Raw genomic sequence first — 15,961 nt, 5'->3', positions numbered from 1 at the left:
GAGGCAACATGACCACTGAAAAAATCAATCTACTCGACTTTGATCGCAAAGGCATGCGTCAATTTTTCGCGGAAGAGCTAGGCGAAAAAGCGTTCCGTGCGGATCAGGTTATGAAGTGGATCTACCATTTCGGTGTTGATGACTTCGACAATATGACGAACATCAACAAGAAGCTACGTGAAAAACTGCAACACAAGTGTGAAATCAAAGCACCGACGGTAGCAGAAGCGCAACACTCTTCAGACGGCACGATTAAGTGGGCGATGAAAGTGGGCGATCAAGACGTAGAAACGGTCTACATCCCAGAAGATGATCGCGCGACATTGTGTGTGTCTTCTCAGGTAGGTTGTGCATTGGAATGTAAGTTCTGTTCAACTGCTCAACAAGGCTTCAACCGTAACCTAAAAGTATCTGAAATCATCGGTCAGGTATGGCGTGCTGCACGTGAAATCGGTTTGCAAAAAGAAACCGGTCGTCGTCCAATCACTAACGTCGTGATGATGGGTATGGGTGAGCCACTTCTTAACATGAAGAACCTTATTCCTGCGCTTGAAATCATGCTTGATGATCTTGGTTTCGGTCTTTCTAAGCGTCGCGTTACTGTATCAACTTCAGGTGTGGTTTCTGGTCTTGATCAGATGACAGGTAAGATTGACGTCGCATTGGCGATCTCTCTACATGCGCCAAACGATAAGCTACGTAGCGAAATCATGCCAATCAACGACCGTTGGGATATCCAAGATTTCCTAGCATCTGTACGTCGTTACATTGCGTCTTCAAATGCGAACCGCGGTAAAGTAACGGTTGAGTACGTTCTGCTTGATCATGTGAACGATGACATGGACCACGCACGTGAGTTGGCGGAGCTAATGAAAGATACGCCATGTAAGATCAACCTGATTCCATTTAACCCGTACCCAGGTTCTCCTTACAAGAAACCAAGCAACTCGCGTATTGACCGTTTCCAAAAAACATTGATGCAATATGACCACACCGTAACGGTTCGTAAAACACGTGGTGATGATATTGATGCAGCTTGTGGTCAGTTAGTCGGTGATGTTATTGACCGAACCAAACGTACAGCAGCGTTAAAAGCGGCACGTGGTGCAGAAACCATTGACGTGAAAGCGGTGTAATTCACAGCGAATAGAAAAAATAGCCAGAGCCTTATGCTCTGGCTATTTTGTTTGTCACGTGCGAATTGTAATCCGATGGTTACAGACTTATTGGCGCTAATTTCGTTTTGTTGTGTCAATTTTTGGACAAAAGCTTGAGCTATCTGTTAATTTGAGAGCAAAGAGTTTTTGTCTTCGTTAAACATTCGCTTATCATGGTAAGTGAAATATAACTACGACACTGACAATTCTCAGTATTTTTTCCAATACGCTTTGCTGAACCATTGCAAAACGAGCATTCTTACTTTGTACACTGAGAATTTCTAAAAGATTATTTTGGTTAACACGTTTAGGCTAGCTATCTTTAAGTTAGGCTTGATTAGAACAAAAACGAAAATAAATAACCGTGTTAGCCACCAAACAGATTAAATACCGCCATTATGACAGAACACGAAAAAACCAATGAAGTGCCGCTTTCGATGGAAGCAGGCACGTTGCTAAAAAATAAACGCGAATCTCTAGGCATGACTCAGAAGCACGTTGCTGATCGCCTTAGACTTCGCGTTTCTGTTATTGAAGATATTGAAAACAATCGATTTGAGGAACAACAAGTCACCACGTTCACTCGTGGCTATTTGCGTTCATATGCAAAACTCGTTGGTCTCGATGAAAAGATTGTTTTGGCAGCTTTAGAGCAAACATCTGAAGTGCATGTTAAGCCACAAGAAACAGAAATGCAGAGCTTCTCTCGTAAAACTAAACACGAGAAACATAACAGCCGCATTATGCTGCTAACTTGGGCGATTGCGATCGTTATCACTGGTATTTCTGGTGCGTGGTGGTGGCAAAACCAACAAGAGAACAGTCTTGCTCAGTTAAGTGCAGAGACCGCAGAAACAGAACAAGTTGCTGATGACGCTGACATCGATCAGATGAGCGCAGATGAACTTATCGCAAGCACGCCTGCAGAGATTGCACCTGTATCGGCTGCACCAGCTGTGGTTTCTCAAGCGGATACGGCAATGAGCGCTGCAGGTGATGTAACTGAGCCTGTTGCTGCCGCGACAGAAGCAGTGAATGAGGAAGCGGCTCAAGAACCAGTAGCGGTGATTGAGGATGCACAAGAAACAGAAGAGCCTGCGGCTCCAGTTGTACCAGAAGGTATGACGCTGCTAACGATGAAGTTCAAAGCAGACTGTTGGATTCAAGTAAAAGATGCAAACGGCAAAACTTTGGTTAGCGGTACTCGTAAACCGGGTCAAGACGTAGAACTTGCCGGAAAAGCACCTTTTAAAGTGATATTAGGCGCACCTGAAGGCGTAACAATGACATTTGCAAGTGAACCTGTCGACCTTTCTGGGTATACTTCAGGCAAAGTAGCTAGATTCACTTTACCGCTATAAATATTATGCAACACGAATCTCCAATTATTCGTCGTAAATCGACGCGTATTTATGTGGGTGATGTGCCAATTGGTGATGGTGCACCAATTGCTGTACAGTCAATGACAAACACTCGCACGACTGATGTGGAAGCCACAGTCGCACAAATCCGAGCATTAGAAAAAGTGGGTGCAGACATTGTACGTGTTTCTGTCCCTACCATGGATGCTGCGGAAGCCTTTAAGCTCATCAAACAGCAAGTGTCTGTACCTCTAGTAGCGGACATTCACTTTGACTACCGTATTGCTTTGAAAGTGGCAGAGTACGGTGTCGACTGTTTGCGCATTAACCCAGGCAACATCGGTAACGAAGAGCGTATTCGCTCGGTTGTTGATTGTGCCCGTGATAAAAACATCCCAATCCGTATTGGTGTTAACGGCGGTTCTTTGGAAAAAGATCTGCAGATGAAATACGGTGAGCCAACGCCAGAGGCATTGGTAGAGTCGGCGATGCGTCACGTGGATCATCTAGACCGTCTTAACTTTGACCAGTTCAAAGTCAGTGTGAAAGCGTCGGATGTGTTCCTAGCGGTGGATTCATACCGCCTATTGGCAAAACAGATTGACCAGCCACTACACCTAGGTATCACCGAAGCAGGTGGTGCAAGAGCGGGTGCTGTGAAGTCATCGGTTGGTCTTGGCATGCTTTTGGCCGAAGGCATCGGTGATACGCTACGTATCTCGTTGGCGGCAGATCCGGTAGAAGAGATCAAAGTTGGCTTTGATATTCTTAAGTCTCTGCGTATTCGCTCACGTGGTATCAACTTTATTGCTTGTCCAAGCTGTTCACGTCAGGAATTCGACGTGATTAACACAGTAAACGCACTGGAAGAGCGCCTAGAAGACATCATCACACCTATGGATGTGTCTATCATCGGCTGTGTCGTAAACGGCCCTGGTGAAGCTGAGGTTTCACACCTAGGTCTAGCAGGTAGCAATAAGAAGAGCGCATTCTACGAAGACGGCAAACGTCAGAAAGAGCGTTTCGACAACGATGATCTAGTGAACCAGCTAGAAGCGAAAATCCGTGCGAAAGCGTCTGTATTAGACCAAGCTAACCGCATCGATATCAAACAAGAAGATTAATCTCATAGCTTGAGCACGCTAAGTGTGCTCGGGTTACTAAGCGACGGTAATAATTGTGGCAAAGAAAATCCAAGCAATCCGAGGCATGAACGACTGCCTTCCAACTCAGTCTCCGCTGTGGCAGAAACTTGAAAACGCAGTAAAAAGTACTGTGAGCGCATACGGCTACAATGAAGTGCGCATGCCAATCGTTGAAGAAACAAACTTATTCAGCCGCGCAGTTGGTGAAGAGACAGACGTTGTTTCAAAAGAAATGTACACCTTTGATGATCGTAACGGAGATAGCCTAACACTTCGCCCTGAAGGTACGGCGGGCTGTGTACGTGCATGTATCCAAAACAGCCTGATTAACCGTGACGAACAACGTCTATGGTACATGGGCCCTATGTTCCGCCACGAGCGTCCTCAGAAAGGTCGTTACCGTCAATTCCACCAGTGTGGTGTTGAGGTGTTCGGTCTAAATGGTCCAGATGTTGATGCTGAGCTTATCATGATGACAGCACGTCTATGGCGTGAGCTGGGTATCAATGAACATGTTCGTCTTGAGCTTAACTCTATCGGTTCTCAAGAAGATCGCGCAGACTACCGCACTGCACTGGTTGCATTCCTTGAGCAACATATCGATGTGCTAGACGAAGATTGTAAGCGTCGCATGCACACGAACCCACTGCGAGTTCTGGATACGAAGAACCCTGACGTTCAGGCTATTTTAGGTGATGCACCTCGTCTTTCTGAGTACTTAGGTGAAGAATCTAAAGCACACTTCGCAGGTCTATGTGAACTTTTAGACGCTGCAGGTATCGAATACACAGTTAACGAGCGTCTAGTTCGTGGTCTGGATTACTACAACCGCACGGTATTTGAGTGGATCACTGAGAGCCTAGGTGCTCAAGGCACAGTATGTGGCGGTGGTCGTTACGACGGTCTTGTAGAACAATTGGGTGGCAGTGCAACACCAGCAGTTGGCTTTGCTATGGGTCTAGAGCGTCTTGTTCTGATGCTAGAAACACTAGAGCTAACAGACGTTCGTCGCAGTGTAGATGTTTACGTTGTGACAGCAGGCGAAGGCACAATGATGGTTGGTATGAAGCTAGCAGAACAGCTTCGTGAAGCTATTCCAGGCGTTCGTGTTATGAGTCACTTCGGTGGCGGTAACTTCAAGAAACAGTTTAAGCGCGCAGATAAAGTTGGTGCTGTAGTAGCATTGGTTCTGGGCGAAAATGAAGTTGCAGAAAACACAGTAGTACTAAAAGACTTGGTGGGTGGTGAGCAAGAGACTTACAACCAAGCAGAAGTTGCTGAGAAGATCGCAGCACTGATTTAAGTCTTTTAATAAGCTAAAGATTAAATCCTAATTCGTAATACCAAGGCTCCCAAGATAGGAGCCTTTCGACGAAATAGGGACAATGGCAGCCTCGCTGCCATTTACATGTTTTAAGAGGACAGGAAGTGGAACTTTACGATACTGAAGAACAACAAGTTGAAGCCATTAAAGACTGGTGGAAGGAAAACGGTAAAGCCGTCATCATCGGTGCGGTTGTTGGTTTAGGTGGTCTATTTGGCTGGCGTTACTACCAGGATTCTGTGATTCAGGCGAGTGAAGCAGCTTCTCAAAGCTACACAACAGTAATGAACGCTCTGCAAACCAAAGGTGCAGATGCACAAGCGGACATTCAAGCGTTCATCGATTCAAACGAAGTTAAAGAGTACTCAGTACTTGCAGCACTTCAGCTAGCGAAAGTACAAGTGGATGCGAAAGATCTTTCAGCAGCACTTGAGCAACTGAAGTGGGCTCAAAGCAACACCAAAGATGCCGCGCTATCTCCACTTATTAGCTACCGTATTGCGCGCATTGAAGCTGAAATGGGCAACTTTGACGCAGCAAACGCAGAACTAGATAAAGTGACAGATGCAGCATGGACTGGTCGTATTGCTGAACAGCGTGGTGATATCGCTCTTCGTCAAGGTGACAAAGAAGCAGCATACGCGGCGTACACTGAAGCTCAGCAAGCTGCAGATGCTAGCCCAACGCTACAAATGAAATTGGACGACCTGGCGAAATAAGGACCGCATTGGATGAAAAGAGTCTTTAAGAAAGCCTTATTAGGGGCATTGACGGTGGGAATTCTAGCTGGTTGTGCTAGCGAAGAAGATACTATCGTTATGGCTCCACTACCTCAGGTAGACAGTGAGTTTACGCCAAGTGCGAAATGGACAGCATCGATTGGTGATGGTGTAGGTCATTACTTCTCAAAACTGTCGCCTGTTGTAGCAAATGATACCTTGTTCGTTGCAAGCCGTGATGGTCTAGTGAAAGCGCTGGATCCAGAAGATGGCAAGCAAAAGTGGCAAACCGATCTAGAAGAAGATGTGATCGCACGTCTTTCTGGTGGTATTACTGCCGCTTACGGTAACCTGTACATCGGCTCTGAAAATGGCGAAGTGATTGCACTTGACCAAGAAACAGGTGAAATCAACTGGCGTATTGAAGTCGGTGGTGAAGTGCTGGCGAGACCAGTCGCTGACTCAGGCATGATCATCGTGAACACCAGTCGCGGTATGTTGATTGCACTGGATGAAGCATCAGGTGAACAGCGTTGGGCATTGAGCACTGAAGTTCCAAACCTAACGTTGCGTGGTGATAGTACTCCGACAGCGATTGGTGGTGGTGTTTTCTGGGGTACGGCAAATGGCCGACTAGCGGCGGCGATTGTTGAACGTGGTCAACTGATTTGGCAACAACCAGTAGGTACACCAAAAGGTGCGACCGAAATTGACCGTCTTGTTGACGTAGACTCTTCACCGATTGTACTGGGCGGCACTCTTTTCACCGTGGGTTACAACGGTCAGCTTATCGCGATCGATTTGCGCAGCGCAAACCCAATCTGGAAGCGTAACTACTCATCTGCGAACGATATCGCGACAGATGGCAGCCGTATCTTCGTGATCACCGAGAAAGATCACGTCGTGGCAGTCGATGCTCGTAGTGGTACAGAGTTGTGGGAAAACAGCAAGTTGGAATACCGCCAGCTTACAGCGCCAGTCATCGTTGATAACTACCTAGTAGTAGGTGATACATTGGGTTACCTACACTGGATTGACCGCTCAACGGGCGAATTCGTTGCACAACAATACGTCGATGACAGTGGTTTTGCTGTTGGCCCGACGTTGTTGTCTGATGGTTACGTGATTACCACTCGCAATGGCGATGTAAAGAAACTAACCATTAACGAATAATATCGTGATATAATTCACATTCGGCTCCTGGCTGGTAACAGTTAGGAGCCGTTTTGTTGTTTGAAATTATTATTTATTAACCGTTATTCCTGACGTGGTTATAGGTAAAAAGCTGGTTTGATTTGGCATCGAGCAAGTCGTTACCTATAACTACAGAAGAAAGATTATTGTAGAGGTTGTTATGGTACCTGTTGTTGCTCTAGTAGGGCGTCCGAACGTAGGTAAATCTACACTATTTAACCGATTGACACGCACACGTGACGCGTTGGTTGCGGACTTCCCTGGCCTAACGCGAGACCGTAAATATGGCCAAGCTCGTCTTGGTGAAGAACACGAATTCATCGTTATTGATACCGGTGGTATTGATGGCACAGAAGAAGGCGTAGAAACAAAAATGGCACAGCAATCGTTAGCAGCGATTGATGAAGCTGACGTTGTGCTATTCCTTGTTGATGGTCGTGCTGGATTAACGCCGTCGGATGAAGCGATTGCCGCGCACCTGCGTAAAATCGAAAAGCCAGCAATGCTGGTGGTAAACAAGATCGATGGTATTGATGCTGACGCCGCTTGTGCCGATTTCTGGCAGCTTGGTGTTGACGACATGTACCAAATCGCAGCAGCACACGGTCGTGGTGTAACTGCGCTACTTGAGCGTGCTCTAGCGCCATTCTTTGATGATCTACTGGCAAGTGAATCAGAAGAAGGTGAGATTGAAGATCTGACTGAATTCGAAGATGAAGAGCTAGCGGTTGAAGATTACACTGAAGAAGACGCAGAAGCCGAGTTCAAGCGTTTGCAAGACCAGCCAATCAAACTGGCTATTATCGGTCGTCCAAACGTTGGTAAATCAACACTGACTAACCGTATCCTTGGTGAAGAACGCGTTGTGGTATATGACATGCCAGGCACTACGCGTGACTCAATCTATATCCCAATGGAACGTGATGGTCGCGAGTACGTATTGATCGATACTGCAGGTGTACGTCGTCGTGGTCGTATCAATGAAACAGTAGAGAAATTCTCTGTTGTTAAAACGCTGAAAGCCGTAGAAGACGCAAACGTGGTTCTATTGGTTATCGACGCGCGTGAAAACATTTCTGACCAAGATTTAAGCCTACTTGGCTTCGCATTGAACGCTGGTCGCTCAATTGTACTAGCGGTAAACAAGTGGGATGGTCTGGATAACGATGTAAAAGAGAACGTGAAGAAAGAACTCGACCGCCGTTTAGGTTTCGTTGATTTTGCACGTATTCACTTTATCTCTGCGCTTCACGGTACAGGCGTTGGTCACTTGTTCGAATCGATTCAAGAAGCGTACAAGTCGGCAACGACACGTGTAGGTACATCTGTTCTTACTCGTATCATGAAGATGGCAACAGACGATCACCAACCGCCTATGGTTCGTGGCCGTCGTATTAAGCTTAAATACGCACACGCGGGTGGTTACAACCCACCAATCGTGGTTGTTCACGGTAACATGGTTCGCGATCTACCTGATTCGTACAAACGTTACTTGATGAACTACTTCCGTAAGTCTCTGGAAATCATGGGTACACCAATCCGTATTAACTTCCAGAACAGCGATAACCCGTACGAAAACCGTGGCGGCAAACTGACTCTTTCTCAAGAGCGTAAGCGCAAACGTATGATGTCTGCAGTGAAGAACCGCAACAAGTAATCGCCTAAGATTTTATGAATACCCAAGTTTCGACTTGGGTATTTTTTTATTCAAAGCTTTCATAAGAAGTAATCAACACATGACAATCACAGCAACCAAGACGCGTTTCTGTCATCAAACTTGGCAGTTAGAGGCGCACGTACAATTTGTTCAATCTACATCAGAAGCTACCCACGTTGTTACTGATGTCACGCCTTTTCATCCCGTTAGCCATATTTGGCCTGATCACCCAGCAGATAAAGGCACACTGACGGTGAATGGTAAGAGCTTTGATGTGATTGATTGCCAAGTGGGTGCTGTAGAACTAGCAAGCGGCGAGTTATATGTTGGCCAAGCTATTCCGGTAAAACGTGATACGGAAGGGTGGGCGTTTGTTGTCGTGCATGTCTTGCCATTCACCGATACGTTTGATGCTGGTGATATTGCGTTGCTGGAAGTAGATAAAGAATACCAACTGTCTCTAAGTCGCGGTCATAGCGCAGGGCACATTGCATATCTTGCGCTCAATAAGGTGCTGGCGCAGAGCTATTGGCGTAAAGACGCTGACCGTAAAGACCCGCATGGTAACTACGATTTCAATAGCTATGCGCAAGAAACCAGTTTTGTTACCCCAGATAAATGTCTGGATACCTACCGTTTAGGTAAAACACTCCGCAAAAGAGGGTTAAACAGTGCAGATATGCTGTCTGACCTAAAAAGCATCGAACAACAGGTGAATGTTCTGTTGGGGGATTGGCTAAAAAGAGACGTTGCGATCACGGTCGATTGCCATGGGGAACACCTTACGGATTCACGTTATTGGCAATGTGATTTAGGTGAAGGTGAAATCGCTGTCATCCCTTGTGGGGGAACGCATGCGAGCCATTTGAGTGACTTCGGTTCTATCCATGTCACATTAGTAGAAATAGACTCACAAACTATCGAAATGCACACCGATGTAAGACGCTAAATTTGGATTCTGATCTTTTTATTAAATCCTGTTTGTGTGGTTTTTTGTTCGAAATTGTAGTTTTTAGTTCTGATTAAAATCGAGGGACAGAATATGTAACTTATGCTTTCGGTATGTGGTTATATAAATATTCTTTTAAGGGGTGATCGCTGATCAAAAGGGAAATATCCGAAGATCAGCATTCGATCTTTTATAGTGTCGCGTGCGCATAATGTGAGTTAGTTACCTGTGTCATATTAATAGATTTATTATATTTCAGGCTAATTAACATAATAACGATATGAATACGCCACAATGGACAAAGATAGACTGTTAGATGCTCACCGAGCAGTCAATCGTCTTTTAGGTAAGCTTGCTCTGGGAATGGAACGCGATAGCCTCAACCATGAGGTTATCAAGTTAAGTGAACACCTATTTGGGAAGAGGCAAGCTTCCATTTTACGATTGCACCCCGATACCAACACACTGCATTTGGAGTTTGCCCCACACTTACCTGATTTCTACAATCAAGCGATTGAAGGCGTCCCTATTGGACCTGATATTGGCTCATGTGGCGCTGCTGCATTTTTAAAGCAAACCGTGGTCGTTAGTGATATTGATCATCACGTTAACTGGGCCGCTTTCCTTGAGCTGACTCAACAAGCCCAACTCCGTGCATGCTGGTCTGTGCCTATTATTGCTTCGGATGGTCATGTGCTTGGGACATTTGCCATTTACAGCAATACACCTTCTGAACCTCATCCTTATGAACTCGAAGTGCTCGAAATGCTAGCCGCTTTATATGCGGTAGCCTTAGAGAAGTATCGCCTAGAAGAACAACTTCATTTTCACGCCAGTCGCGATCCACTGACGCACTGCTTTAACCGTCGTGCGCTTTTGACCGAAGTCGATCGCAAGATCAACCACAAATGTGCACGCAGCGCTGTAGTGGGATGCTTTTTCGTTGATATCGATGAGTTTAAGTACATCAATGATCGCTTTGGGCATGAGACCGGAGACCAAGTTTTGGTGCTGGTGGCTGAGCATTTAAAGCAAGCGTTCCGTTCATGTTCAGTGATAGGGCGTTATGGTGGCGATGAGTTTGTGGGTTTCAGCTGCTTTCATGATTTGGATACATACCAAAACTTTACAACCCGTCTAGTTCAAGAGCTTAACCAAGTATGCCAGTTAGAGGAATATAAAGTAAAAGCCAGTATCGGTGCCGCTTGGAGTACCATGAGCGAGCGTGCGGTATTGCAAGAACTTATTCAAAAAGCGGATGTGGCGATGTATCAAAACAAGCGTGCTAAACGCGCGTGATTAAGATCAAAGCACAAGATTGCCGTATGATTAGACTGTGAGTCAGTAAATAGAAGTTTTTAGGGGTAACCATGCAACCGAATATTTGCCCAACATGCGATATTGAGCTGGAGTGGACAGGTCAATACCACTGTAATCAATGTGAGTCGGATTATAAGAAAGTGGGATTTTGTCCAGATTGCGACGCTGAACTAGAAAAGCTACAAGCTTGTGGTGCGGCGAACTATTTCTGCAATAGTTGTAATGAACTCAAATCGAAATCACGTGTTCGATTTGAGTTTCAAAAAGTCAGTTAATTAACGGTTGAGCGAAGCTCACCATCAGATAAGCGGGTGACTAAAACGTCGCCCGTTTTTACATCTTTCGCCTGGGTAACAACCTGACCTTGCTCAGTTTGAGTGATCGAGTAGCCACGTTTTAGTGTTGCCAGTGGGCTTACCGTATCTAGCTTCTCCGCCGCGATTGCTAGTTGATGGCGCATGGTCAGTAACTTACGGTCCATCGCATCCAGCAATTTTTGCTCGACTCGATCAAGCTTCGACTTCTGTTCAGCCAAGCGTTTTACTGGTGAGTTCAGTTGTAGGCGATGATGCTTACGCTCAACCGCTTGTTGGCGCGTTGTGATGAATCGTTGCATTGCGCGTTGTAGGCGCATGTCCAACTCATCAAGTTGTTGCGTCTGGCGCTGCAATTGATAGTTTGGGTGCTGGCGATCTAAACGGTGCATCAGTTGAGCCGATTGCTGTTTTTGTTGCGCTAGGTAGTAACGCATTGCACTGGCTAGCTTATGTTGGCGAGTCACCAAAGCTTGATCTTTGTGGCTGTTATCGCGGCTTACCAATTCAGCCGCCGCTGATGGGGTCGGCGCTCGCATGTCCGCAACAAAGTCAGCAATTGTCACATCAACCTCATGACCAACTGCACTGATGATCGGAATTTGGCTTGCAGCAATAGTGCGAGCAAGGATTTCGTTGTTAAAGCACCAAAGGTCTTCTAACGAACCGCCACCACGACCAACAATCAATACATCACATTCGTCACGACTGTTTGCACGGCCGATTGCCTGCGCAATTTGAATGGCCGCTTCTTCACCTTGCACCATGGTTGGGTAAACCACCACGGGTAGGGAAGGATCACGACGTTTCAATACGTCTAAGATGTCGTACAGTGCTGCACCGGTTTTTGAGGTGATCACACCAACGCGTTTTGGGTGCTCAGGTAAAGGCTGCTTATTGGTTTGAGCAAACAAACCTTCTGCTGCCAGTTTCATCTTAAGTGCTTCGAACTCTTGTTGTAGACGACCATCACCTTCAGGCTGCATGCTTTCAATGATCAATTGATAGTCACCACGTGGCTCATACAGAGACAGACGTGCTTTAACTAATACTTGATTGCCGTTAGCAGGTTTGAAAGTGACGCGACGATTGTTACCACGGAACATGGCACATTTAACTTGAGCGCGAGAATCTTTAAGAGTGAGGTACCAGTGACCAGAGACGGGAGCTGAAAAGTTGGATATCTCTCCGACAAGCCAGACGATCCCCATTTCGTTTTCGAGCAGCAGACGCACTTCGGCATTGAGACGAGAAACAGTGAAGATGTTTTGATTGGTCTGGGAGAGCACAGCTAATTCCGTAGACGTGAGTATGGAAATTAGCGGCAATATAATACATATCAAGGGGGTAATTGCAAGAAAAAAATTAAAAAATTTGTGGTCAAGCGATTGCGTTAACCGTATAATCCCTCCGCAATATCTAATCCAAATGTAGCCAACAACCTGAAACTGGTTACCCTCATTATGCGAAACGATGAGATTGGATTGTCTTTTTACTCCTCTAATTGTGAGATATTGCAAATGCTAAGAATTGCCAAAGAAGCGCTGACATTCGATGACGTACTACTCGTGCCAGCTCACTCCACCGTTCTCCCAAACACAGCTGATCTTCGCACTCAGTTGACTAAGAACATCACCCTAAACATCCCAATGATTTCAGCGTCTATGGACACTGTTACTGAAGCTCGTCTAGCTATCGCGCTAGCGCAAGAGGGTGGCATTGGCTTTATCCACAAAAACATGTCTATTGAGCAGCAAGCTGCTGAAGTTCGTAAAGTTAAGAAGTTTGAAGCTGGCGTTGTTTCTGATCCAGTAACTGTTAGCCCTGAAGCGACTATCGCTGACGTGGTTGCACTGACTGACAAACACGGCTTCGCTGGTTTCCCTGTCATCACAGAGAACAACGAGCTTGTAGGCATTATCACTGGTCGTGATGTGCGCTTTGTTACTGACCTTTCTAAGAAAGTGTCTTCAGTAATGACAGCAAAAGAAAACCTTGCAGCAGTAAAAGAAGGTGCAACACGTGAAGAAGTGCAAGAGAAGATGCACGAAGCACGCGTTGAGAAAGTATTGGTTGTGAACGATGAGTTCCAACTAACCGGTATGATCACTGCGAAAGACTTCCACAAAGCAGAACGTAAACCAAACGCATGTAAAGATGAGCGCGGTCGTCTACGTGTTGGCGCAGCTGTTGGTGCTGGCGCTGGTAACGAAGAGCGTGTTGCTGCTCTAGTTGAAGCGGGCGTTGACGTTCTACTTATCGACTCTTCACACGGTCACTCTGAAGGTGTACTAAACCGTATCCGCGAAACTCGCGCAGCTTACCCAGATCTAGACATCATCGGCGGTAACGTTGCGACAGGTGCTGGTGCTAAAGCACTTATCGAAGCGGGCGTTAGCGCTGTGAAAGTGGGTATCGGTCCTGGTTCAATCTGTACTACTCGCATCGTAACGGGCGTTGGTGTTCCTCAAGTAACAGCAATCGCAGACGCAGCAGAAGTGGCTAACTCATTCGGTATCCCAGTTATCGCTGACGGCGGTATCCGTTTCTCTGGTGACATCTGTAAAGCAATCGTAGCTGGCGCATCATGTGTGATGGTTGGTTCAATGTTCGCAGGTACAGAAGAAGCTCCGGGTGAAGTGATTCTTTACAACGGTCGTTCTTACAAGTCTTACCGTGGCATGGGCTCTCTTGGTGCGATGTCTCAAGGTTCATCTGACCGTTACTTCCAGTCTGATAATGCAGCAGACAAGCTAGTACCAGAAGGTATCGAAGGTCGTATCGCATACAAAGGTCGTCTAAAAGAAATCGTACACCAACAAATGGGCGGTCTACGTTCAAGCATGGGTCTTACTGGTTCTGCAACGATTGAAGATATGCGTACTAAAGCTGAATTTGTTCGTATCTCAGGTGCGGGCATGGCTGAATCACACGTACACGACGTTCAAATCACTAAGGAAGCTCCAAACTACCGTCGCGGTTAATTTTTACTGTTGTAAAAATAAAACCTATACACTCGACGTAAACGTTTGCTTTTTTCCTTGAAGCATTAATAAGAGGCGAGTACACTCGCCTCCGTTTTAATAACCTAGCTTATAAGACTGCTCAAAATGACTAAAAATATTCATGACCAACGTATTCTGATCTTGGACTTCGGTTCTCAGTACACTCAGCTAGTAGCGCGCCGTGTACGTGAAATCGGTGTTTACTGTGAACTGTGGAGCTGGGACGTTGAAGAAGCGGATATTCGTGAATTCAATCCAGACGGTATCATCCTATCTGGTGGTCCAGAAAGCGTAACGGAAGATAACTCTCCACGCGCTCCTCAATACGTATTTGACTCTGGTGTGCCAGTACTAGGTGTATGTTACGGCATGCAAACTATGGCTGAGCAGCTAGGTGGTAAAGTAGCGGGTTCTACAGAACGTGAATTCGGTTACGCACAAGTTAAAGTTTCTGGTGAATCTGCACTATTTAAAGATCTTGAGCTAACTCAAGACGTGTGGATGAGCCACGGTGACAAAGTAGTAGAAATTCCTGCTGACTTCGTGAAAGTTGGCGAGACAGACACATGTCCGTACGCTGCGATGGCGAACGAAGAGAAGAAATACTACGGCGTTCAGTTCCACCCAGAAGTAACGCACACGAAAGGCGGCCTACAAATGCTAGAGAACTTCGTTCTTGGCGTATGTGGCTGTGAGCGTCTATGGACTTCTGAATCTATCATCGAAGACGCGGTTGCTCGTATTAAAGAGCAAGTGGGTGACGACGAAGTTATCCTAGGTCTATCTGGTGGTGTTGATTCATCGGTAGTTGCTATGCTAGTTCACCGTGCAATCGGCGACAAGCTAACGTGTGTATTCGTAGATAACGGTCTTCTTCGTCTAAACGAAGGTCAACAAGTAATGGATATGTTCGGCGACCAATTTGGTTTGAACATCATCAAAGTTGATGCTGAAGATCGTTTCCTAAAAGCACTTGAAGGCAAGTCGGATCCAGAAGAGAAGCGTAAGACAATCGGTCACGTATTCGTAGACGTATTTGATGAAGAGTCTAAGAAGCTGAAAAACGCGAAATGGCTAGCTCAAGGTACGATTTACCCAGACGTTATCGAGTCTGCTGCATCTAAGACTGGTAAAGCGCACGTGATCAAATCACACCACAACGTGGGCGGTCTTCCAGATGACATGGAAATGGGTCTTGTTGAGCCACTACGTGAGCTGTTCAAAGATGAAGTTCGTAAGATCGGTCTAGAGCTTGGTCTTCCGTACAACATGCTTTACCGCCACCCATTCCCGGGTCCTGGTCTAGGTGTTCGTGTTCTTGGTGAAATCAAGAAAGAGTACTGTGACTTGCTACGTCGTGCAGACGCTATCTTCATTGAAGAACTACACGCTGCAGACCTATACAACAAAGTATCTCAAGCGTTCACGGTATTCCTACCTGTTCGCTCTGTAGGTGTAATGGGCGATGGTCGTAAGTACGATTGGGTTGTATCTCTACGTGCGGTAGAAACTATCGACTTTATGACTGCGCATTGGGCACACCTACCATACGACTTCCTAGGTAAGGTTTCTAACCGTATCATCAACGAAGTTGACGGTATTTCTCGCGTGGTTTACGACATTTCTGGTAAGCCACCAGCGACAATCGAATGGGAATAATTTCCTGTTAGATATACCAAATTGAAAACCAGCCTTCGGGCTGGTTTTTTTATGCCTGAAAAGTGTGAACGCAGATCTCAACTTTTTTATTAGCAGATATATATATGCGAGATTATTGAATGTATATTCACTTTTAGTGTTTAAATATTAAAGTTGG

13 protein-coding genes are annotated in these 15,961 nt (G+C 45.9%); 12 read left to right on the top strand and 1 reads right to left on the bottom strand.

Annotation, left to right across the window (positions count from 1 at the left end):
- The first annotated feature begins 8 nt into the window (after positions 1–8).
- The 10 genes from ATB78_RS24090 to ATB78_RS28690 all read left to right on the top strand — a co-directional run bounded on the left by ATB78_RS24090 (position 9) and on the right by ATB78_RS28690 (position 11,101).
- Entirely contained in the window at positions 9–1,136 is a 1,128-nt protein-coding gene (locus ATB78_RS24090; protein ID WP_009697672.1) for a bifunctional tRNA (adenosine(37)-C2)-methyltransferase TrmG/ribosomal RNA large subunit methyltransferase RlmN, read from the top strand.
- 419 nt (positions 1,137–1,555) lie between these two features.
- Positions 1,556–2,518, top strand: coding sequence for a cytoskeleton protein RodZ (gene rodZ / locus ATB78_RS24085; RefSeq protein WP_061010840.1), 963 nt, complete (start codon positions 1,556–1,558; stop codon positions 2,516–2,518).
- Positions 2,519–2,523: 5 nt separating this feature from the next.
- On the top strand, positions 2,524–3,642 hold the full coding sequence (gene ispG / locus ATB78_RS24080; RefSeq protein WP_005424674.1) for a flavodoxin-dependent (E)-4-hydroxy-3-methylbut-2-enyl-diphosphate synthase: 1,119 nt from the start codon (positions 2,524–2,526) through the stop codon (positions 3,640–3,642).
- Between the two features lie 55 nt (positions 3,643–3,697).
- Positions 3,698–4,966 carry a histidine--tRNA ligase gene (gene hisS, locus ATB78_RS24075; RefSeq protein ID WP_005424690.1) on the top strand — a complete coding sequence of 423 codons (1,269 nt, stop codon included), beginning with the start codon at positions 3,698–3,700 and terminating at the stop codon, positions 4,964–4,966.
- Between the two features lie 125 nt (positions 4,967–5,091).
- On the top strand, positions 5,092–5,706 hold the full coding sequence (locus ATB78_RS24070) for a YfgM family protein (protein ID WP_005440307.1): 615 nt from the start codon (positions 5,092–5,094) through the stop codon (positions 5,704–5,706).
- A gap of 12 nt (positions 5,707–5,718) precedes the next feature.
- Positions 5,719–6,879 carry an outer membrane protein assembly factor BamB gene (bamB, locus tag ATB78_RS24065; RefSeq protein WP_009705582.1) on the top strand — a complete coding sequence of 387 codons (1,161 nt, stop codon included), beginning with the start codon at positions 5,719–5,721 and terminating at the stop codon, positions 6,877–6,879.
- A 181-nt stretch (positions 6,880–7,060) separates the two neighbouring features.
- On the top strand, positions 7,061–8,557 hold the full coding sequence (der, locus tag ATB78_RS24060; RefSeq protein ID WP_005440296.1) for a ribosome biogenesis GTPase Der: 1,497 nt from the start codon (positions 7,061–7,063) through the stop codon (positions 8,555–8,557).
- Between the two features lie 79 nt (positions 8,558–8,636).
- Entirely contained in the window at positions 8,637–9,506 is an 870-nt protein-coding gene (locus tag ATB78_RS24055) for a hypothetical protein (RefSeq protein WP_061010839.1), read from the top strand.
- A 294-nt stretch (positions 9,507–9,800) separates the two neighbouring features.
- Positions 9,801–10,805, top strand: coding sequence for a sensor domain-containing diguanylate cyclase (locus tag ATB78_RS24050; protein ID WP_061010838.1), 1,005 nt, complete (start codon positions 9,801–9,803; stop codon positions 10,803–10,805).
- A 71-nt stretch (positions 10,806–10,876) separates the two neighbouring features.
- Entirely contained in the window at positions 10,877–11,101 is a 225-nt protein-coding gene (locus ATB78_RS28690; RefSeq protein ID WP_033006191.1) for a zinc ribbon domain-containing protein, read from the top strand.
- Here the strand turns inward: ATB78_RS28690 and xseA are convergent.
- Positions 11,098–12,429 (bottom strand): exodeoxyribonuclease VII large subunit, encoded by a 1,332-nt coding sequence (gene xseA / locus ATB78_RS24045; protein ID WP_061010837.1) that lies wholly within the window; start codon positions 12,427–12,429, stop codon positions 11,098–11,100. The genes ATB78_RS28690 and xseA overlap by 4 nt on opposite strands.
- A gap of 231 nt (positions 12,430–12,660) precedes the next feature.
- On the opposite strand from xseA, the gene guaB reads away from it, so the two are divergent.
- Both guaB and guaA read left to right on the top strand, forming a co-directional pair.
- Entirely contained in the window at positions 12,661–14,124 is a 1,464-nt protein-coding gene (gene guaB / locus ATB78_RS24040) for an IMP dehydrogenase (RefSeq protein ID WP_061010836.1), read from the top strand.
- A gap of 126 nt (positions 14,125–14,250) precedes the next feature.
- Positions 14,251–15,804: a glutamine-hydrolyzing GMP synthase gene (guaA, locus tag ATB78_RS24035; protein ID WP_005424749.1), complete on the top strand. Its 1,554-nt coding sequence runs from the start codon at positions 14,251–14,253 to the stop codon at positions 15,802–15,804.
- The last annotated feature ends 157 nt before the right edge of the window (positions 15,805–15,961 follow it).

Source organism: Vibrio sp. CUB2, from assembly GCF_001557945.1.
Lineage (GTDB): Bacteria > Pseudomonadota > Gammaproteobacteria > Enterobacterales > Vibrionaceae > Vibrio > Vibrio owensii.
This window is presented reverse-complemented; position numbering and strand designations above follow the sequence as displayed.

Coding starts and splice junctions, on each gene's coding strand:
- ATB78_RS24090 (WP_009697672.1), top strand. CDS start 9: ATGACCACTGAAAAAATCAATCTACTCGACTTTGATCGCAAAGGCATG.
- rodZ (WP_061010840.1), top strand. CDS start 1,556: ATGACAGAACACGAAAAAACCAATGAAGTGCCGCTTTCGATGGAAGCA.
- ispG (WP_005424674.1), top strand. CDS start 2,524: ATGCAACACGAATCTCCAATTATTCGTCGTAAATCGACGCGTATTTAT.
- bamB (WP_009705582.1), top strand. CDS start 5,719: ATGAAAAGAGTCTTTAAGAAAGCCTTATTAGGGGCATTGACGGTGGGA.
- der (WP_005440296.1), top strand. CDS start 7,061: ATGGTACCTGTTGTTGCTCTAGTAGGGCGTCCGAACGTAGGTAAATCT.
- ATB78_RS24055 (WP_061010839.1), top strand. CDS start 8,637: ATGACAATCACAGCAACCAAGACGCGTTTCTGTCATCAAACTTGGCAG.
- ATB78_RS24050 (WP_061010838.1), top strand. CDS start 9,801: ATGGACAAAGATAGACTGTTAGATGCTCACCGAGCAGTCAATCGTCTT.
- ATB78_RS28690 (WP_033006191.1), top strand. CDS start 10,877: ATGCAACCGAATATTTGCCCAACATGCGATATTGAGCTGGAGTGGACA.
- guaB (WP_061010836.1), top strand. CDS start 12,661: ATGCTAAGAATTGCCAAAGAAGCGCTGACATTCGATGACGTACTACTC.
- guaA (WP_005424749.1), top strand. CDS start 14,251: ATGACTAAAAATATTCATGACCAACGTATTCTGATCTTGGACTTCGGT.